Below are 19,487 nucleotides of genomic sequence, written 5' to 3'. Positions count from 1 at the left end.
CCTCTGAATCCAAAGGGGGCAGTCCCGGGGACCGACTATCGTTCTGCCCATGACTCAGTTGCACCCCGTGATCAAAAAGGCCGTCATCCCGGCTGCCGGCCTCGGTACCCGCTTCCTCCCGGCGACGAAGGCCACCCCCAAGGAAATGCTCCCCGTGGTGGACAAGCCGGCCATCCAGTACGTGGTCGAGGAGGCCGTCTCGGCGGGCCTGGACGACGTCCTGATGATCACAGGGCGTAACAAGCGTGCGCTGGAAGACCACTTCGACCGCAACTACGAGCTGGAGTCGGCGCTCATCGCCAAGGGCGACGACGACCGCCTGAAGAAGGTCCAGGAGTCCAGCGACCTGGCCACCATGCACTACGTCCGCCAGGGCGACCCGCGCGGCCTCGGCCACGCCGTGCTGTGCGCCGAGCCGCACGTCGGCGACGAGCCCTTCGCCGTCCTCCTCGGCGACGACCTCATCGACCCGCGCGACCCCCTGCTGCGTCAGATGGTCGAGATCCAGCTCCGCACCGGCGGCACCGTCGTCGCGCTGATGGAGGTCGACCCGGACCACGTCCACCTCTACGGCTGCGCCGCCGTCGAGCCCACCGACGAGGAGGGCGTCGTCCGCGTCACCGGCCTCGTCGAGAAGCCGGACGCGGCCGACGCGCCCAGCAACTACGCCGTCATCGGACGCTATGTCCTCAACCCCGCGATCTTCGACATACTGCGGGAGACCGAGCCGGGCCGCGGTGGGGAGATCCAGCTCACCGACGCCCTGCAGAAGCTGGCCGCGGACGAGACCGTCGGCGGCCCGGTGCACGGCGTGGTCTTCCGGGGCCGCCGCTACGACACCGGCGACCGCGGGGACTACCTGCGGGCCATCGTCACCCTCGCGTGCGAGCGTGACGACCTGGGCCCGGAGTTCCGCACCTGGCTTCACCGTTACGTCACGGAGGAGATGTAGCACCTTGAGCAGTTCCGCACCGCAGGACACCGACCAGCACCGACTGTGGTCCGTGGACGAGCACCTCGCGGACGTCCTCGCCGCCGTCCGGCCGCTGGAGCCCATCGAGCTCCAGCTGCTCGACGCCCAGGGCTGTGTCCTGGTCGAGGACGTCACCGTGCCCGTCGCCCTCCCGCCCTTCGACAACAGCTCCATGGACGGCTACGCCGTCCGCACGGCCGACGTCCAGGGCGCGAGCGAGGAGTTCCCCGCGGTGCTGACGGTCATCGGGGACGTGGCGGCGGGCAGTGGCGGGCTACCCGATGGCGGCGCGGTCGGCCCCGGCCAGGCCGCCCGCATCATGACCGGCGCCCCGCTGCCGCCCGGTGCGGAAGCCGTCGTCCCGGTCGAGTGGACCGACGGCGGCACGGGCGGCGGCGCGGCTTCGGGGATGACCCCGGCCAGCGCCGCCCCCGAGGGTGCGGCCGGCGAGGTACGGGTGCACCGCGCCGCCGAGGCGCGGGCGCACGTCCGCGCGCGCGGCAGCGACGTACAGGCCGGGGACCTCGCGCTGGCCGCGGGCACGGTGCTGGGCCCGCCGCAGATCGCGCTGCTCGCCGCCATCGGGCGGGGCACCGTGCGGGTGCGGCCGCGCCCGCGGGTGGTCGTCATGTCCACCGGCAGCGAGCTGGTCCAGCCGGGCGAGGCACTGACCGCCGGGACGATCTACGACTCCAACAGCTTCGCGCTGGCCGCGGCCGCGCGGGACGCCGGGGCCATCGCCTACCGCGTCGGCGCCGTCGCCGACGACGCCGAGACCCTGCGCGCCACCATCGAGGACCAGCTGATCCGGGCGGACCTGCTGGTGACCACGGGCGGCGTCAGCGTCGGCGCGTACGACGTGGTCAAGGAGGCCCTCACCGCGGTCTCCACCGGCGCGGAAGGCGTGGACGGAGCCGGGATCGACTTCCGCAAGCTCGCCATGCAGCCCGGCAAGCCGCAGGGCTTCGGCACCATCGGCCCCGACCACACCCCGCTGCTGGCCCTGCCCGGCAACCCGGTCTCCTCCTACGTCTCCTTCGAGCTGTTCGTGCGCCCCGCGATCCGCGCGCTCATGGGCCTGCCGCAGTCCGAGGTCAGCCGGCCGAGCGTGCGCGCGGTGCTCGACGCGGACAAGGCGCTGGCCTCCCCGGCCGGCCGCCGCCAGTTCCTGCGCGGCAAGTACGACGCCGCCGCCGGCACGGTCAGCCCGGTCGGAGGATCGGGCTCGCACCTGATCGCCGCGCTCGCGCACGCCGACTCCCTGATGGTCGTGCCGGAGGACGTCACCTCGGTCGAGCCGGGGACCGATCTGGAAGTGGTCCTGCTCGGCTGAGGCCCGCCGGATGCGGGTAGCGTGTGTCGCACCACACAGGCCCCCCACCGGGCCCAGAGCGGAGCGGCACAGCATGAGTACCGAGAGCAGGCTCACCCACATCGACGAGGCCGGCGCGGCCCGGATGGTCGACGTCTCCGCGAAGGACGTCACCACCCGCACGGCGCGGGCCAGCGGGCGGGTACTCGTCTCCCCCCGGGTGATCGAGCTGCTGCGCGGCGAGGGCGTCCCCAAGGGCGATGCCCTCGCCACCGCGCGGATCGCCGGGATCATGGGCGCGAAGAAGACCCCCGACCTGATCCCGCTGTGCCACCCGCTGGCCGTGTCCGGCGTGAAGGTGGACCTGTCGGTCGCCGATGACGCCGTCGAGATCCTCGCCACCGTGAAGACGACCGACCGCACGGGCGTCGAGATGGAGGCGCTGACCGCCGTCGCCGTCGCCGGGCTCACCGTGATCGACATGGTCAAGGCCGTCGACAAGGGCGCGGTCATCACGGACGTACGGGTCGAGGAGAAGACGGGCGGCAAGTCCGGCGACTGGGCGCGCTCGTGAACGCCCCCCGCGGCGGCGAGGTCCACAGCCACGCCCACGCGCACACCGACACCCCCGCGGGCGGTTCGCCCGCCGCGGGCGAAGCCTGGGCGGCGCAGGCCCCCGCAGCCGGCGCCCCGGCAGTGCTGCGGGCCTTGGTGGTCACGGCCTCGAACCGCGCCTCCAAGGGCGTGTACGCGGACCGGGGCGGCCCGGTGCTCGCCGAGGGGCTGGGCGCGCTCGGCTTCGCGGTCGACGGCCCGCGCGTCGTTCCTGACGGGGATCCCGTCGAGCAGGCGCTGCGCGAGGGCGTGGCCGCCGGGTACGACGTCATCCTCACCACCGGCGGCACCGGCATCTCGCCGACCGACCGCACCCCGGACGCCACCGCGCGGGTGCTGGACTACGAGATCCCGGGCATCCCGCAGGCCATCCGCGCCGAGTCCCTGGCGCAGGTGCCGACCGCGGCGCTGTCCCGGGGCCTCGCGGGCGTGGCCGGACACACCCTGATCGTGAACCTGCCGGGTTCGACGGGCGGGGTCCGCGACGGCCTCGCCGTGCTCTCGCGCGTGCTGCTGCACGCCGTCGACCAGATCCGGGGTGGCGACCACCCGAGACCCACGGGGAGCCCGAGCTGAACGGCCCTTCCTGGCCGGTGGTGCTGACCGACGGCGACGTCACGCTCCGGCCGATAAAGCTGCGGGACCAGGCCGCCTGGCGCGAGGTCAACCGCCGCAACCGCGACTGGCTGCGGCCGTGGGAGGCGACGATCCCGCCGCCCGCGCCCTGGGGGCCGGTGATCCAGCGGCCCACGTACCGCCAGATGGTCCGCCATCTGCGGGCGGAGGCGAACGCGGGGCGCATGCTGCCCTTCGTCATCGAGTACCAGGGCCGGCTCGTCGGCCAGCTGACGGTCGCCGGGATCACCTGGGGATCGATGTGCGCGGGCCACGTCGGCTACTGGGTGGACCGCGAGGTGGCGGGCCGCGGGGTGATGCCGACGGCGGTCGCGATGGCCGTGGACCACTGTTTCGCGAAGGTGGGGCTGCACCGGATCGAGGTGTGCATCCGCCCGGAGAACGGGCCGAGCCGGCGGGTCGTGGAGAAGCTGGGCTTTCGCGAGGAGGGACTGCGCCCGCGCTATCTGCACATCGACGGGGCGTGGCGGGACCACCTCGTGTACGCGCTCACGATGGAGGAGGTGCCGGAGGGGCTGCTGCGCCGCTGGCACCGCGGACGGCACCCGCACGCGCCGCCCAAATAAAAAGCGAATATCCGTTCGAATTTGAGCGTTCGGGAACCGATTCGCCCATAACTTGATCCGAAGAATCACAAAAAAAGTCCGTGATATCAGCCGGATCGTGCGACACACCGGCTCAATTGGCGGATTCCCTCGGCCGCGCCCCTCTACGGTGTGAGGTGTGAGCAGCAGCGGCCTCATCTACGCAGTCATTGTCGGGGCCTGGGCCGCCTACTTGGTGCCCATGTGGCTCCGGAGGCAGGACGAGCTGAACGAAGCCCGTCCGACGGAACGCTTCTCCACTGCCATCCGGCTGTTGTCCGGCCGGGCGGGAATGGAGCGCCGTTACGCCAAGGGACTGCGCGGGCGCAGTGACGAAGAGGCGCAGCCCCAGCCCCCCGCGGACCCGGACGCCGCGACGGAAACGGTGAATTCCGTGGACGCCGACGCCCGGGTCATCGCCGTGCCCCCGACCAGGGCGGAGCCGAGATCGGCCGCGTCCGAGCGGGCGGACCGGGCTGAGCGCGCCCGGCGCGAGCAGCGCCTCCAGGTGCTCGCGCGCCGGCGGCGCACCACCGCGCTCCTCTTCCTGATCTTCACCCTCGGTGCCGTCGCCGCGGCCGTCGGCGGCCTGCAGTACCTGTGGGCCCCGGCCGTCCCCGCCCTGCTGCTGAGCACGTACATCGTGCACCTGCGGGTCCAGGAGCGGCGGCGCTACGAGTTCACCATGGACCGGCGGCGCGCCGAGGCCGCCGCCCGCCAGCTCCGCGAGAACCGTCCGCGGCGGCGCGAGGCCGAATACCCCGAATACCCCGAGTACCCCGAAGACGCCACCGCGGCCGGCTCCGAACCGGACCCGGCGCCACCGGTCTCCCCGCAGGAGGCCGGGCGCCGCGCACTGGTCGAGCAGACCGATCACGCCGAGTGGGTGGACCAGCAGCGCGAACGCGAGCGCGGCCCCGCCCGCGGTGACAGCTGGGAGCCGGTCCCGGTCCCGCTGCCGACGTACGTGACGGCCCCGGTGGCCCCGCGCGCCACCGGCCCGGCGGCTCCCGACGCCTGGAGCGCGGCCCGCTCCAGCACCGCGGAGCCGACGGAACCGCGCCTGCGCGCCCAGCCCCACCCCCAGCAGCAGCCCCCGTCCCGGCCCCGCACCCGTGACACGGCCCGCACGCCGCTGTTCGACCAGTACGAGAGCGACGAGCGCCCCCGCGCCGCGAACGAGTGATCGGTGACCTGCGCGGACGCTCCTGGCTATCGGTTTTGGAGCACCCGCGCGGGGATGCTAATGTTTCACACGTCGCAAGGGCCTGTGGCGCAGTCTGGTAGCGCACCTCGTTCGCATCGAGGGGGTCTGGGGTTCAAATCCCCACAGGTCCACAAACGACAGTTCGCGAGTAGCTCTCGGGAACGTCAAGAGATCCCGTCCGGTCGCAAGACCGGGCGGGATCTCTGCATTTCCGGGCCGGTTGACGCCCCGCCGTCCCCGCCCGTCCGCCCGCGCCCTCGGAGCCCTCGCGGCGGGTACGCCCGCACGGCTGATCGCCGCCGTCGACGCATTCAAGTGCTCAATTCACGCACGTAAACAATGTATAGGATCTGCGTAGTTTCAACCGCGTTGCACGGCAGGCCCTTTGGGCGAGGCGTGTGCCCATGTCTGGCAATCCTGCTGGTGGTTCGCGGTCTGAAGCGCCATGCACGCGGTCTTCGGCTCGCGGGGCGGTCGCCGGGGGGCGTTGCGCAGTCCATTGCAGCTGCGTGCAACGGGGTTGTCCCCATCAACGAGTGAGGACCTGCCGGAATGAAACGGCGCATATCCTTCACCGGGACACCACGTTCCGGTAGTCGACGGCGCGCGCGGGAAAGGGCTGCCCTGCTGCGCGGCGCTTTCGGAGTGCTGCTGCCCGCGGCGCTGTCGGACCGGACCCAGGCCGTCGCGTACTGGCAGACCGGCGGCGTCGGCATCAAGGAGGCCGCCGAGCGCGCGCTCCTCGGATCCGACGCGGACATCAAGAAGTACCTCGAAGACGGCCCGGACATCGAGTACGACGACAACTACATCGAGGCCAGCCGGTTGTTCGCCACCGGCGGCCTGGCTGTGAGCGGCTGATCGCCGAGGCATCGGGCATCGCGGCCAAGGCGATGGAGAACCGCTGGAAGGCCGCCGAGGCCGCGTTGCGGGCCAACCAGGCCGAGGGCGACGCCGACGCGGCGGCGCGGGCCGACCGGGACGCCGACGCGGCCGAGGAGTCGGCCGCACAGGCCGAGTTCTCGGCGCAGTACGCCCATGACTCCGCGGCCTCGGCCGACGAGTCCGCGGCCAAGGCCCGCGATTCGGCGCTGGCCGCGGGAAAGAGCGCCACGGAAGCGGCCGACCTGGCCATCGCGGCCTGGAACGACGTCCATGGGAGAGACATGCCCCGCGAGAGATTCACCGACTTCGACTTCGGCCTGACCCGGCTGGCGGGAGCCTTCCACCAGGACTGGGGCCATGCCGGGGAGGTCGAGGACGTGGCGCTCGGGTGTGTCGGGTCGAGCGAGGGGGCCGCGGCCCTGGAGCACGACGCCTCGCTGCTGATGGGCTCCGCGTTGAGCGACGGCCAGATCGAGCTGCTCTGGGAAGCGGCGACGTCCGAGAACTACCGGTTCGGGCCGTCCGAGTCGGGGCGTGACCTGCTCGGCCGCTTCCAGGCGGTCGGCCGTGACGGGCAGCGCACCCACGGCAGCGCCCGGCCCGAGACCGACCCGCTGTGGGAGGTCCCGCAGCTGCGGGACCGGGTGCTGCGGGCCGTCGGGGCGGCGCCGCTCCCGGTGGAACTCCGGGAGGTGCTCGCCGTCTGCGCGCGGACGGTCTCGGCGGAGCTGGCGTTCCGGCTGCTGCTGCGGCTGCACGTCGCGGGTTCGGCCCCGGTCGCACCCGCGGCCTGGACGGAGTACCAGGAGATCAATGCCGCCTTCACGCTCGGCGAGTACGTGATCGAGACGGTCGAGTACCTCGTCGAGGACCCGCGCTAGCGGGCTCGCGGAACGCATGGAAAAAGGACCGGCCGTCCGTCTTCGGACTGGCGGCCGGTTCGTGCGTTCACGGGGGCGGGGTCACCGGCTGAGCGGCTTCGTCATGCAGCGGCTCGAGTCGTAGAAGCGGTAGTGGCCGAACTTCTCGGACGTCGTGTAGCCCGACGAGAGGTAGAGGGCTATCGCCTCCGGCTGCTGGTCACCCGTCTCCAGGGCCATGCGGACGCGGCCCGCCGCGCGGGCGTCGGCTTCGAGTTCCGCCAGGATCCGGCGGGCCAGGCCCAGGCCGCGGGCCTCGGGGACCACGTACATGCGCTTCAGCTCGGCGTCGCCGTCCGAGTAGCCCTCGTCGTTCGCGTCCTGGCTGCGCCAGCCGCCGCTGGCGACCGGCGCGCCCGTGGCGTCGTACGCGAGCAGGTAGAGGCCGCTCGGCGGGGCGAACATCGCCGGGTCGAGGAATGTGACATCGCCCTCGCCGTCGTACCGCACCTGGTACTCGAGCTGGACCTGGTCGTTGAGTTTGACCGCGTCCGGGTGGTCGTACGGCACGGGGCGGACGTTTATACCGTGAGACATTCGAATATCGTACGGAACCCTCCCGCTAGGGTGCAGGGATGCTCACTGTGACCTCCGTGAATGTGAATGGGATCCGCGCCGCCGCCAAGAAGGGCTTCGTGGAGTGGCTCCAGGGATCCGACGCCGACGTCGTCTGCCTGCAAGAGGTACGGGCCGAGGAAGGTCAGATTCCGGCGGAGGCCCGGGAGCCCGAGGGCTGGCACACCGTGTTCGCGCCGGCCGCCGCCAAGGGCCGCGCCGGGGTCGCGCTCTACACGCGCCGCGCGCCCGAGCGGGTGCGGGTCGGCTTCGGGAGCGAGGAGTTCGACTCCTCCGGGCGGTACGTCGAGGTGGACCTGCCTGGTGTGACCGTGGCGAGCCTGTACCTGCCCTCCGGGGAGGCCGGGACCGCGAAGCAGGACGAGAAGTACCGGTTCATGGAGGAGTTCGCGCCCTACCTCGCCGGGCTGAAGGCGCGGGCCGCCGCCGACGGGCGCGAGGTCGTGGTGTGCGGTGACTGGAACATCTGCCACCAGGAAGCCGACCTCAAGAACTGGAAGACCAACCGCAAGAACGCCGGCTTCCTGCCCGAGGAGCGGGAGTGGCTCGGCAAGGTGTACGCCGAGGCCGGATACGTCGACGTCGTACGCAGCCTGCACCCCGACACCGAGGGGCCGTACTCCTGGTGGTCCTACCGCGGGCGGGCCTTCGACAACGACGCCGGGTGGCGCATCGACCTCCAGGTCGCGAGCCCGGGGCTGGCCGGCAAGGCCGTGAAGGCCTTCGTCGAGCGGGCCGAGACGCACCCCGAGCGGTGGTCCGACCACGCCCCCGTGACCGTGGTCTACGAGCTGGGCGCCTGAGCGGGCGGGTCCTGGGCCACCCGCTCCTGCGCGGAAGGCTTGTGCAGGCGGTCCATCGCCATGGTGAGCTCGGCCTCGACCACGCTCTTGGCCAGCGGGCGCAGCCGGGGCAGGGCCTCCTCCCCGATGTGCGCGGAGATCAGCTCGGTGAACAGGGCCGCCATCGCGTCCGCGTGCTCGCGGACCCGGCGGCCCGTCTCCAGCACGGCGGACAGCGGGACCCCCTCGCGGACGAGCGCGGAGGAGACGTCCAGCAGCCGGCGGCTGACGTGCACGATCTCCTCCCCGTCGGTGGCGAGGTAGCCGAGGTCCAGGGAGGCCGCCAGGTTCTCCGGGGTGACCTCGCCCTCGAAGTAGTCGGCCAGGGCCTCCGGCGTCAGCCGGACCGGGGTCTCCTCCGACCAGCCGATGCCGAGCAGCTCGCCCAGCTGGCTGACGTCGCGGCCGCTCTCGAAGGCGGCGGTCAGCTCGGCGATGCCGCCGAGGGTGTGGCCGCGCTCCAGCAGCGCGGCGATGGTGCGGAGCCGGGCCAGGTGGTGGTCGTCGTACCAGGCGATGCGACCCTGGCGGCGCGGCGGCGGGAGGAGTCTGCGCTCCCGGTAGAAGCGCAGGGTGCGTACGGGTATGCCGGCCGCCTCGGCCAGTTCCTCCGTACGGTATTCGTGCACTGCTGTCCCCGCTTCCGTTTCAGCCACGGTCGAAGCCTATGGCGTACCCGCAGTAACTTTCCGGGCGTGACCCCTACCCATGGGTACGGGGCTGCTCTACTCTCCCGATTGTGCCAGTGATTGCTGGCAAGGTTGCAGATGCGGAAGGCGGCGGGCATGGGCGGCACGGTCGGCAACGACATCGCGGGACGCGAGCACGTACGGGTGGCGGTGATCGGGTCCGGGTTCGGCGGACTGGGCGCCGCCGTGCGACTGCGGCGCGAGGGGATCACGGACTTCGTCGTACTGGAACGGGCCGGTTCCGTCGGCGGGACCTGGCGCGACAACAGCTACCCCGGGTGCGCGTGCGACGTCCCCTCGCACCTCTACTCCTTCTCCTTCGCGCCCAACCCCGACTGGCCCCGGACCTTCTCCGGGCAGCCGGCCATCCGTGAGTACCTGGAGCACGTCGCCGACACCTTCGGGCTGCGCCGGCACATCCGGCTGAACCACGAGGTCCGGATGATGCGCTGGGACGCCGACGCGCTGAGGTGGGAGATCGAGACCTCGGGCGGCGACCTCACCGCCGATGTCGTCGTCTCCGCCACCGGGCCGCTGTCCGACCCGAAGATGCCCGAGGTCCCCGGACTCGCGGGATTCCCCGGCAAGGTCTTCCACTCGGCCCGCTGGGACCACGACTACGACCTGCGCGGCAAGCGCGTCGCCATGATCGGCACGGGCGCCTCCGCCATCCAGATCGTGCCCGCCGTCGCACCCGACGTGGAGCGCCTCACGCTCTTCCAGCGGACCCCGCCGTGGGTGATGCCGCGCACCGACCGGGCCATCAGCGCCGTGGAGCGCTGGCTGCACCGCCAGCTGCCCTTCACCCGGGCGGCGCGGCGCGGGCTGCTGTGGGGGATACGGGAACTGCAGGTCAGCGCCTTCACCAAGCGGCCGAACCAGCTCGGGCTCATCGAGTCGCTGGCCAAGGCGAACATGGCGCGCTCGATCAAGGACCCGGCGCTGCGGGCCAAGCTGACGCCCTCGTACCGGATCGGCTGCAAGCGGATCCTGCTGTCGAGCGAGTACTACCCGGCGCTGGCCCGGCCCAATGTGGACCTGGTCGCCTCCGGGCTGAAGGAGATCCGCGGGTCGGTGCTGGTCGCGGCCGACGGGACGGAGACCGAGGTCGACGCGATCGTCTTCGGCACCGGCTTCCACGTCACGGACATGCCGATCGCCGACCGGGTGGTGGGCGCGGAGGGCAAGACCCTCGCGGAGGTATGGAAGGACGGGATGCAGTCGCTGCGCGGGGCGACGGCGGCCGGCTTCCCGAACTGGATGACGATCATCGGGCCGAACACCGGGCTCGGGAACAGCTCGATGATCCTCATGATCGAGTCGCAGCTCGCCTACATGGCCGACTACATGCGGCAGCTCGACGTCCTCGGCGGCCGGGTCGCGCTCGCGGCCAGGCCCTCGGCCGTCCACACCTGGAACCGCCGGGTCCAGGACCGGATGCGGCGGACCGTGTGGAACACGGGCGGCTGCACCAGCTGGTACCTGGACGCGCAGGGCCGCAACACCACGGTCTGGCCGGGGACCACCGGCGAGTTCCGCAAGGAGACGCGGAGCGTGGACCTGAGCGAGTACGAGGTCGTGCGCGTCCGGGAACGCGAGCCCGCGGCCGCCGCGATGGAGGCGACGCCCGCCCCGCGCACCGCCAAGGCCGCCCCCGCAGAGGAGGGCGCCGCGTGAGCCGCCTGACGCACGTCACGGCCGGGCCGTACGCGCCCCCGGCCGCGCGGCGGGAGCTGGTCGCCACCTCCGCCGACGGGGCACGGCTGCACGTCGAGGTGCACGGGGAGGAGGGCGCGCCGGCCGTGGTGCTGGCCCACGGCTGGACCTGTTCCACCGCCTTCTGGGCCGCGCCGATACGGGCCCTGGCGAGCACCCACCGGGTCATCGCCTACGACCAGCGCGGGCACGGCCGCAGCCCCGCCGCCACCGCGTACGGCGTCACCGCCCTCGCGGACGACCTCGTCGCCGTCCTGCGGGCCGTCCTGGCCCCCGGCGAGCGGGCCGTGGTCGCGGGCCACTCCATGGGCGGCATGACGATCATGGCCGCCGCCGGGCGGCCGGAGTTCGACGAGCACACCGCGGCCGCCCTGCTGTGCAGCACCGGCAGCAGCGGGCTGGTCCAGGAATCGCTGGTCCTGCCGGTCCGCGCCGGGCGCGCGCGGACCCGTATCACCGGCGCGGTACTCGGCTCGCGCGCCCCGCTCGGACCCGTCACGCCCGTGGCCAGGATGGTGCTGAAGTACGCCACCATGGGCCCCGGTTCCGCTCCCGACAAGGTCGAGGCCTGCGCCCGTATCGTGCACGCCTGCCCCACCGGGGTCCGCCACGCGTGGTCCCGGGTGCTGGCCGAGCTGGACCTGGACGCGAACCTGGCCGCGCTCACCGTGCCCACCGCCGTCATCGGCGGCAAGAACGACCGCCTGACGCCGATCGTGCACGCCCGCGGGCTCGCCGCCGCGCTGCCGAACTGCGTCGGGCTCACCGAGCTGACGGGCATGGGGCACATGACCCCGATCGAGGCCCCGGAAGCCGTCACCAACGCCGTGCGGGAACTGGTCGACTCGTACCTTCCCGCCCCCGAGAAGGAGAAGACGCCGTGAGCGCTCGCAGGAGTCTGGAAGGCCAGGTCGCCGTCGTCACCGGCGCCGCCCGCGGGGTCGGTGAGCTGCTCGCCCGCAAGCTCTCCGCGCGCGGCGCGAAGATCGCCCTGGTGGGGCTCGAACCGGAGGCCCTCAAGGAGGTCTCCGAGCGGCTGCACACCGACAGCGACCACTGGTACGCCGACGTCACCGACCACGAGGCCATGGCCCGCGTCGCGCAGGAGGTCAAGCAGCGCTTCGGGAAGGTGGACATCGTCGTCGCCAACGCGGGCGTGGCCGCCGGCGGCCCGTTCGTCGACTCCGACCCCGACGCCTGGCGCCGCGTGATCGAGGTCAACCTCATCGGCGGAGCCGTCACCGGCCGGGCCTTCCTGCCCGTCCTGATGGAGAGCCGCGGCTACTTCCTCCAGATCGCCTCGCTCGCCGCGATCACCCCGGCGCCGATGATGACGGCGTACTGCGCCTCCAAGTCGGGAGTCGAGGCCTTCGCCCACTGCCTGCGCGCCGAGGTCGGCTACAAGGGCGTCAAGGTGGGCGTCGGCTACCTCTCCTGGACCGACACCGACATGGTGCGCGGCGCGGACCAGGACGAGGTCATGCGGGAGCTGCGCCAGCGGCTGCCGTGGCCGTCCAACCGCACGTACCCGCTGGGACCGGCCGTCGACCGGATCGTGGCGGGCATCGAGCGGCGCTCGGCGCACGTGTACGCGCAGTGGTGGCTGCGCGGGATGCAGGGGGTCCGCGGCTACCTGCCGGGGATCATCGGGGCGGTCGGCCAGCGCGAGATGAAGCGGTTCGAACCGCGACTGGCCGGTGTCTCCAAGGGACTTGTGGGAGCCGGCGGGGCCGCGGACGAGCAGGAGCGGGTACAGCGCGGCTAGTCGGAATGCGGCCTTTGTCGGCCCGTGCCAGGCTGGGTCGGGCCAAGCCCCGACACCCCTCCAGGAGGGAACAGCATGGGTCTCAAGGACCAGTTCCAGGACAAGGCGAAGCAGCTCGCGGAGCAGGCCAAGGCCAAGGCCGAGGCGCAAGGCGCCGAGGGCGAGGCCTCGGAGCGTTCCTCGCGGGCCGAGCGGGACCCGAAGGCGCGGCCCCAGAAGGCCCGTGAGGCCTTCGACGACGACTTCGACAAGTAGCCGGGCGACCCGCGAGGGGCGCGACCCTCCGTTCCGGACGGGTCGCGCCCCTCGCGCGCGTCCTACTCCCGCGGCGGCAGCTTCGGACGGCGCCGGTCCGGTACGTCCGTGTACCCGGGCGGCTGCAGGGCCGGGTCCTGCTCCAGCAGCTCCAGCGCCAGGTGCACCGCGTCGTCGAGCTGCGCGTACCGCCCCTCCGCCCAGTCGAGCGGAGTGCGCAGGATCGCCAGGTCCGGCTCCACGCCGTGGTTCTCCACCGACCACCCGTACTCCGGGAACCAGGCCGCGTTCATCGGCACCGTGATCACCGTGCCGTCGCCGAGGGTGTGCCGGCCGGTCATGCCCACCACCCCGCCCCAGGTGCGCTGGCCGACCACCGGGCCGAGACCCAGCAGCTTGAAGGCCGCGGTGATCATGTCGCCGTCGGAGGACGTCGCCTCGTCGGCCAGCGCCACGATCGGACCCCGGGGCGCGTTCGAGGCGTACGAGACCGGCTGGGCGTTACGGGTCAGGTCCCAGCCGAGGATCGAGCGGGTCAGCTTCTCCACCACCAGCTCGCTGATGTGCCCTCCCGCGTTGCCGCGCACGTCCACGATCAGGGCCGGCCGGGACATCTCCATCCGCAGGTCGCGGTTGAACTGCGCCCAGCCCGAGCCGCCCATGTCGGGGATGTGCAGGTAGCCGCACCGGCCCCCGCTGATCTCGCGGACCACCGCGCGCCGCTTGGAGACCCAGTCCTGGTAGCGCAGCGGCCTCTCGTCGATCAGCGGTACGACCGCCACCCGCCTGGCCCGGCCCTCGCCCTCCGCGGGCTCGAAGGTGAGCTCCACCGTCGTGCCGCCCGCCGCCGTGAGCAGCGGATAGGGCCCGGCGACCGGATCCACCGGCCGGCCGTCCACGTGGGTGAGGACCGCGCCCTCGCGGATGCCGGTGCCGGCGAGCGGGGAGCGGGCCTTGGAGTCGGAGGACTCGCCGGGCAGGATCCGGGCGATGACCCAGGCCCCGTCCCGGGGGACCAGGTTGGCGCCGAGCAGCCCGATGGCCCGCTGGTAGTGCGGGGGGCCTTCGTTGCGGCGCGCGGGGGAGACGTACGCGTGCGAGGTGCCCAGCTCGCCGAGGACCTCGCGCATCAGGTCGGCGAACTCGTCCGGGGAGGCGACCCGTTCGACCAGCGGGCGGTACTGGCGCAGCACCCCGTCCCAGTCGATGCCGCACATGCCCGGCTCCCAGAAGTAGGCGCGGATGAGTCGCCCGGCCTCCTCGAAGGCCTGGCGCCACTCGGCCGCCGGGTCCACCTCGTGCAGGATCCGCCGCAGGTCCAGGTAGACGGTGGAGTCACTGTCGCCCGACTCGGTCGTGGGGACCGCCCGCAGGTCCCCGTCGTCGTTGACCACCAGCCGCGTGCCGTCGCCGCTGACCGCGAACCAGTCGAGCCCGGCGGCCAGTTCGGTCTTGCGGGCCTTGGTGATGTCGAAGTACTCCAGCGTCGGCTTGCCGCTGGTGTCGGCCGGGTTGGCGAAGGTCTCGCCGAGCGCCCCGGAGATGGGCCAGCGCAGCCACACCAGCCCGCCGCCGCTCACCGGGTGCAGGGCCGAGTACTTCGAGGCGGACACCGGGAAGGGCGTGACCCGGCTCTCCAGCCCCTCCACCTCCACGGTCACCGCGCCGTCGCCGGAGTCGGAGTCCCCCTCGCCCGGGTCGAGCCCGCCCGCAGCGGGGCGGCCGTCGGCCGAGTAGGCGAAGGGCGAGGGGGTCGCCGAGGAGAGCGGCACGAGGTACGGGCGGCAGCCCAGCGGGAAGGACAGGTCGCCGGTGTGCACGTCGTAGACCGGGTCGAAGCCGCGCCACGACAGGAAGGCGAGGTAGCGGCCGTCCCGGGTGAAGACCGGACTCTCGTCCTCGAAGCGGCCGTTGGTGACGTCCACGACCGTGCGCGCGCCGGGACCCGAGATCCGGGCCATCTTGATCTGCCGCAGCGAACGCCCGACGCCCGGGTGCGACCAGGTCAGCCAGGTCCCGTCGGGAGAGAACGCCAGGTCGGTGACCGGCCCGTTGACGGACCGGATCAGCTCGCTGGCCTCCCCGTCGGAATCCTCGGACGCGTTGAGCAGGAGCAGCCGCCCGTCGTTGGAGGCGATGGCGAGCCGCTCGCCGTCCGGGTCCGACAGCAGTTCCAGTACGCGTCCCAGCTCGCCGGAGGCCAGCCGGCGCGGCTCCCGCTCCCCGGAGGCCCGCGGCAGGTAGGCGATCTCGATCGCGTCCTCGCCCTCCGCGTCCGTCACGTACGCCACCTGCCCGCCGCTGCCCAGCATCTCGGGCAGCCGGACCCGCACGCCCGGGGTGTCCGCGATGGTCCGGGCGGGCCCGTCGCGGTGCGTCAGCCAGTACAGGCTGCCGCGCACCACGACGGCGCTGGCCCGCCCGGTGGCGTCGACGGACAGCGAGTCGACGTGGCTGGCGGCCGGCACCTGGTAGGTGCGCCGCCCCGCGCGGGGGCCGCCGAGGCGGACCTCGAGCTTGCGCGGGGCGCTGTCGGGGGCGAGGGAGTCGACGAGCCAGATGTCCCCGGCGCACTGGTAGACGATCCGGGAGCCGTCGCTGGAGGCGTGCCGGGCGTAGAACTCCCCGTGGTCGGTGTGCCGGCGCAGGCCGCTCCCGTCGGGCAGGCAGGAGTAGAGGTTGCCGATGCCCTCGTGGTCGGAGAGGAAGGCGATCCGGCCGTCGACGAACATCGGGGAGTCGAGGTGGCCCTCCAGACCTTCCAGCAGCCGCTTGCCGTGCAGCCACAGCCGGCCGGTGGCGCCGCCCCGGTAGCGCTTCCAGGCGGCGGGCTCGTGCGGGGGCTTGCCGGTCAGCAGCAGGGTGCGGCGCTCGCTGCCGGGCCCGTCGCTGTCGTGGACGGCGATGTCCGAGACCGGGCCCCAGGGGAGCTTGCCGCCGGGGGAGCCGTCGGTCGGCAGGCTGTAGGCCCAGGCGAAGTAGGAGAAGGGCTGGTTCTGCGAGGACACGGCCAGGATGTCGCTGCGGCCGTCCTCGTCGGGCGGGGTCCAGCCGCAGACGCGGGTGTCGGTGGCGCCCCAGTAGCTCAGCTGGCGGGCGGGGCCGCCTTCCACGGGGGCGAGGTGGATCTCGGGGTCGAGGCTGCGCCAGGTGGTGAAGGCGATGTGCCTGCCGTCGGGTGAGAAGCGGGGGTGGCTGACCCGGGTCCGGTCGACGGTGATCCGCCAGGCCCGGCCGACCGGATCTCCAGGGGGAACCAAGGGCGCCACCCAAAGATCGTCCTCGGTGGCGAAACACAGCAGGTCGTCGTGCAGGTGCGGGAACCGGAGGTACGCGACGTCGTGACTCACCCCCCAATGCTTTCCGCGCCGAGGGAGGCTGGCAACTCGTACAGGTGATCCAAGGTGACCCACGCCACTGCGCAGAACGAAACGGAACGGTTTCGTTTCGCTTGGTCGAGGGGTATCGTCTTAGCCGTACGAAACAGTTTCGTCTCGATGGGCGACGCCGGAAGGAGATGCCGGGATGGCCGAAGAAGCCATGTCGCGCCGCAGCCGGATCACCCCCGAGCGGGAAGCCGAACTCCACGGGGCGGTCCTCGACCTCCTGCGCGAGGTCGGCTACGAAGCGCTGACCATGGACGCGGTCGCCGCCCGGACGAAATCCAGCAAGGCCACCCTCTACCGCCAGTGGGGGAGCAAGCCGGAGCTGGTCGCGCGAGCCCTGCGGTGCACCCAGCCGGTCTCCCTGCGGGAGATCGACACGGGGAGCCTGCGCGGAGACTTCGCGCTCATGATCGAGCACTCCGACGACGACCAGATGGCGAAGGACACCGCGCTCATGCGGGGCCTGGCCCACGCGGTCCACGAGAGCCCGGAGCTCCACAAGGCGCTGCGGGACCTGCTGGTCGACCCGGAGATCACCGGCCTGCAGCTGATGCTGCAGCGGGCGGTGGACCGCGGCGAGATCGCCCCGGACTGTCCGGCCCTGGCCTTCGTACCGCACATGCTCATCGGGGCGTTCATCGCGCTCCCGCTGATCGAGGACCGGTCGGTCGACCGGTGCTTCCTCGGTGACTTCATCGACGCCGTGGTCTTCCCCGCCCTCGGCGTCTGATCTGCCCGCTGTTCCTGACACGCCGCTCTCGTCGTCGGACCGGCTCACCATGCCCTGATCCATCCACGACCCGAACGGGAGAACCACCGACGTGGCCACCTTCCTTTACCGACTCGGCAGGGGCGCCTTCCGGCGCCGCCGTTTCGTCGCCCTCGTCTGGGTGGCGCTGCTGTTCGCCGCCGTCTTCGGCGCGGCGTCGGCGTCCGCGCCCACCTCCGGCTCGTTCTCGATACCCGGCACGGAGGCCCAGAAGGCCTTCGACCTGTTGGACCAGCGCTTCCCGGGGATGGCCGCCGACGGCGCCACCGCCCGTATCGTCATCAAGGCTCCGGCGGGCGAGAAGGTCGACTCCCCGGCCGTCAAGGACCAGGTCAACAAGATCGTCTCGGACCTGAAGAACGGCCCGGGCAAGGAGCAGATCTCCTCGGTCGCCGACCCGTACGAGGCCAAGGCCGTCAGCCAGGACGGCTCCACCGCGTACGTGAGCGTCAAGTACACCGTCAGCGGCATGGAGCTCAAGGACCCGACGCGCGACGCGCTCAAGGAGTCGGGCGACGCGGCCAAGGCCTCCGGCCTCACCGTCGAGATCGGCGGCGACGCGCTGATGGCGGCCCCCGACACGGGCTCCGGCGAGATCATCGGCATCGCCATCGCCGCGATCGTCCTCGTCATCACCTTCGGTTCGCTGATCGCGGCCGGACTGCCGCTGGTGACCGCGCTGATCGGCGTGGGCATCGGCGTCTCCTCCATCACCGCGCTGGCCAACGTGCTGGACCTGGGCTCCACCACCTCCACCCTCGCGATGATGATCGGCCTGGCCGTCGGCATCGACTACGCCCTCTTCATCGTCTCCCGCTACCGCGCGGAGCTCGCCGAGGGCCGCGAGCGTGACGAAGCGGCCGGACGGGCCGCCGGAACCGCTGGCTCCGCCGTCGTCTTCGCCGGTCTGACCGTGGTCATCGCCCTGGTGGGCCTGGCCGTCGTCAACATCCCGATGCTGACCAAGATGGGCTTCGCGGCCGCGGGCACCGTGGTCATCGCCGTCCTCGTGGCCCTGACGCTGGTCCCGGCCATGCTCGGCTTCGCGGGCAAGAAGGTCCTGCCGGCCGGTACGAAGAGCAAGCTGTTCGGCAAGGGCAAGGACGCTCCCGCCGACACCGATGCCAAGCCCAACGGCGGCACCCGCTGGGCCCGCTTCGTCCTGCGCCGCCCGGTGATGGTCCTGCTGGTCGGCGTGATCGGCCTCGGCGCCATCGCGATCCCGGCGAGCAAGCTGGAGATGGGTCTCCCGGACGACGGCGCCCAGCCGGTCTCCACCACCCAGCGCCAGGCGTACGACCTGCTGTCCGAGGGCTTCGGCCCGGGCTTCAACGGCCCCCTGATGGTGGTCGTGGACGGCGACAAGGCACTCGCCGAGAAGACGGCCGACCGGATCAAGGGCCTGGAGGGCGTGGTCGCGGTCACCCCGCCGACCACCAACGAGGCCGGTGACGCCTCGGTGATCACCGTCATCCCGAAGGACCGCCCGTCCTCCGTCGAGACCGAGAACCTGGTCCACACGATCCGCGAGGACAGCGGGGACGATGTCCTCGTCACCGGCGCGACCGCGATGAACATCGACTTCTCGCAGAAGATGAACGACGCGCTGCTGCCCTACCTGGCACTCGTCGTCGGCCTCGCCTTCCTCCTGCTGATGCTCGTCTTCCGCTCGGTCCTGGTCCCGCTCAAGGCGGCCCTCGGCTTCCTGCTCTCGGTGGTCGCCGCCCTCGGCGCCGTCGTCGCGGTCTTCCAGTGGGGCTGGCTCGGCTCGCTCTTCGGGGTGGAGCAGACCGGTCCGATCATGTCGATGATGCCGATCTTCATGGTGGGCGTGGTCTTCGGTCTGGCCATGGACTACGAGGTCTTCCTCGTCACCCGCATGCGTGAGGCCTACGTCCACGGCGAGCGCCCGGGCCAGGCCGTCGTGACCGGCTTCCAGTACAGCGCCCGGGTGGTCGTGGCCGCGGCGGTCATCATGATCGCGGTGTTCTCCGGCTTCATCGGGGCCAGCGAGCAGATGGTGAAGATGATCGGCTTCGGTCTGGCCGTCGCCGTCTTCTTCGACGCCTTCGTCGTCCGCATGGCCATCGTCCCGGCGGTGCTCGCACTGCTCGGCCACAAGGCCTGGTGGCTGCCGAAGTGGCTGGACCGGATCCTGCCGAACGTGGACGTGGAGGGCGAGAGCCTGCGCAAGCACCTTGAGGCGTCCTCCCCGCAGGGCCCGGACAAGGACCGCGAGCTGATCAAGGTCTGATCCTCGGATCCTCGGGTTCTCGGACCCTCGGATCGCATGACACCGGCCCCGCACCTGATCGACAGGTGCGGGGCCGGTGTCGTGGGAGTCGTCGTACGGCGTT

The 19,487-nt window shown here is 72.1% G+C and carries 18 protein-coding genes and 1 tRNA gene; 16 read left to right on the top strand and 3 right to left on the bottom strand.

The annotated features are described in order from the left end of the window. Positions 1-49 precede the first annotated feature (49 nt). The 9 genes from galU to ACFWB8_RS15090 all read left to right on the top strand — a co-directional run bounded on the left by galU (position 50) and on the right by ACFWB8_RS15090 (position 7,093). Positions 50-952, top strand: a complete 903-nt coding sequence (gene galU, locus ACFWB8_RS15130) for a UTP--glucose-1-phosphate uridylyltransferase GalU (protein WP_385226034.1) — start codon at positions 50-52, stop codon at positions 950-952. A 4-nt stretch (positions 953-956) separates the two neighbouring features. Then, positions 957-2,306 carry a gephyrin-like molybdotransferase Glp gene (gene glp, locus ACFWB8_RS15125; RefSeq protein WP_385226032.1) on the top strand — a complete coding sequence of 450 codons (1,350 nt, stop codon included), beginning with the start codon at positions 957-959 and terminating at the stop codon, positions 2,304-2,306. Between the two features lie 73 nt (positions 2,307-2,379). Beyond that, the gene (gene moaC / locus ACFWB8_RS15120) at positions 2,380-2,859 is read left to right on the top strand and encodes a cyclic pyranopterin monophosphate synthase MoaC (protein WP_030662516.1); all 480 of its coding nucleotides are present in this window, start codon (positions 2,380-2,382) and stop codon (positions 2,857-2,859) included. After that, entirely contained in the window at positions 2,856-3,476 is a 621-nt protein-coding gene (locus tag ACFWB8_RS15115; protein WP_385226029.1) for a molybdenum cofactor biosynthesis protein B, read from the top strand. Before moaC ends, ACFWB8_RS15115 begins: the two co-directional genes overlap by 4 nt. Positions 3,477-3,493: 17 nt before the next feature. Continuing rightward, positions 3,494-4,102 carry a GNAT family N-acetyltransferase gene (locus tag ACFWB8_RS15110; RefSeq protein WP_385226027.1) on the top strand — a complete coding sequence of 203 codons (609 nt, stop codon included), beginning with the start codon at positions 3,494-3,496 and terminating at the stop codon, positions 4,100-4,102. Positions 4,103-4,259: 157 nt separating this feature from the next. Then, positions 4,260-5,306: a hypothetical protein gene (locus ACFWB8_RS15105; protein WP_385226025.1), complete on the top strand. Its 1,047-nt coding sequence runs from the start codon at positions 4,260-4,262 to the stop codon at positions 5,304-5,306. Between the two features lie 78 nt (positions 5,307-5,384). Beyond that, positions 5,385-5,458 (top strand) — tRNA-Ala (locus tag ACFWB8_RS15100). Between the two features lie 421 nt (positions 5,459-5,879). Continuing rightward, positions 5,880-6,188, top strand: coding sequence for an ALF repeat-containing protein (locus ACFWB8_RS15095; protein ID WP_385226023.1), 309 nt, complete (start codon positions 5,880-5,882; stop codon positions 6,186-6,188). A gap of 32 nt (positions 6,189-6,220) precedes the next feature. Next, positions 6,221-7,093 (top strand): hypothetical protein, encoded by an 873-nt coding sequence (locus ACFWB8_RS15090; protein ID WP_385226021.1) that lies wholly within the window; start codon positions 6,221-6,223, stop codon positions 7,091-7,093. A gap of 81 nt (positions 7,094-7,174) precedes the next feature. On the opposite strand, the gene ACFWB8_RS15085 is transcribed toward ACFWB8_RS15090, so the two are convergent. Continuing rightward, positions 7,175-7,669, bottom strand: coding sequence for a GNAT family N-acetyltransferase (locus tag ACFWB8_RS15085; RefSeq protein ID WP_385226019.1), 495 nt, complete (start codon positions 7,667-7,669; stop codon positions 7,175-7,177). A 38-nt stretch (positions 7,670-7,707) separates the two neighbouring features. On the opposite strand from ACFWB8_RS15085, the gene ACFWB8_RS15080 reads away from it, so the two are divergent. Beyond that, entirely contained in the window at positions 7,708-8,511 is an 804-nt protein-coding gene (locus ACFWB8_RS15080) for an exodeoxyribonuclease III (RefSeq protein ID WP_385226017.1), read from the top strand. Here the strand turns inward: ACFWB8_RS15080 and ACFWB8_RS15075 are convergent. Then, a complete protein-coding gene (locus ACFWB8_RS15075) occupies positions 8,493-9,206 on the bottom strand; it encodes a MerR family transcriptional regulator (protein ID WP_385226015.1) in 714 nt (237 codons plus the stop codon). The genes ACFWB8_RS15080 and ACFWB8_RS15075 overlap by 19 nt on opposite strands. A 111-nt stretch (positions 9,207-9,317) precedes the next feature. On the opposite strand from ACFWB8_RS15075, the gene ACFWB8_RS15070 reads away from it, so the two are divergent. From ACFWB8_RS15070 to ACFWB8_RS15055, 4 genes are all read left to right on the top strand, one after another. Next, positions 9,318-10,916, top strand: a complete 1,599-nt coding sequence (locus tag ACFWB8_RS15070; protein WP_385226013.1) for a flavin-containing monooxygenase — start codon at positions 9,318-9,320, stop codon at positions 10,914-10,916. Beyond that, positions 10,913-11,839 (top strand): alpha/beta fold hydrolase, encoded by a 927-nt coding sequence (locus ACFWB8_RS15065; protein WP_385226011.1) that lies wholly within the window; start codon positions 10,913-10,915, stop codon positions 11,837-11,839. Before ACFWB8_RS15070 ends, ACFWB8_RS15065 begins: the two co-directional genes overlap by 4 nt. After that, positions 11,836-12,720 (top strand): SDR family oxidoreductase, encoded by an 885-nt coding sequence (locus ACFWB8_RS15060; RefSeq protein ID WP_385226009.1) that lies wholly within the window; start codon positions 11,836-11,838, stop codon positions 12,718-12,720. The genes ACFWB8_RS15065 and ACFWB8_RS15060 overlap by 4 nt, the downstream gene beginning before the upstream one ends. A 75-nt stretch (positions 12,721-12,795) precedes the next feature. After that, positions 12,796-12,975, top strand: a complete 180-nt coding sequence (locus ACFWB8_RS15055) for a hypothetical protein (RefSeq protein ID WP_385226007.1) — start codon at positions 12,796-12,798, stop codon at positions 12,973-12,975. 62 nt (positions 12,976-13,037) lie between these two features. Here the strand turns inward: ACFWB8_RS15055 and ACFWB8_RS15050 are convergent, their stop codons facing one another. Next, positions 13,038-16,325 carry a S41 family peptidase gene (locus tag ACFWB8_RS15050; RefSeq protein WP_385226005.1) on the bottom strand — a complete coding sequence of 1,096 codons (3,288 nt, stop codon included), beginning with the start codon at positions 16,323-16,325 and terminating at the stop codon, positions 13,038-13,040. A 175-nt stretch (positions 16,326-16,500) separates the two neighbouring features. Between ACFWB8_RS15050 and ACFWB8_RS15045 the strand changes: the two genes are divergently transcribed. Next, positions 16,501-17,091 (top strand): TetR/AcrR family transcriptional regulator, encoded by a 591-nt coding sequence (locus ACFWB8_RS15045; RefSeq protein ID WP_385226003.1) that lies wholly within the window; start codon positions 16,501-16,503, stop codon positions 17,089-17,091. A 91-nt stretch (positions 17,092-17,182) separates the two neighbouring features. Continuing rightward, entirely contained in the window at positions 17,183-19,384 is a 2,202-nt protein-coding gene (locus ACFWB8_RS15040; protein WP_385226001.1) for an MMPL family transporter, read from the top strand. The last annotated feature ends 103 nt before the right edge of the window (positions 19,385-19,487 follow it).

Origin of the sequence: Streptomyces sp. NPDC060031, from assembly GCF_042736805.1 — a bacterium.
In the GTDB taxonomy this organism is placed as follows: Bacteria; Actinomycetota; Actinomycetes; order Streptomycetales; family Streptomycetaceae; genus Streptomyces.
The sequence above is the reverse complement of the archived record's forward strand: the minus strand, read 5'-3'. Positions and strand labels throughout refer to the sequence as shown.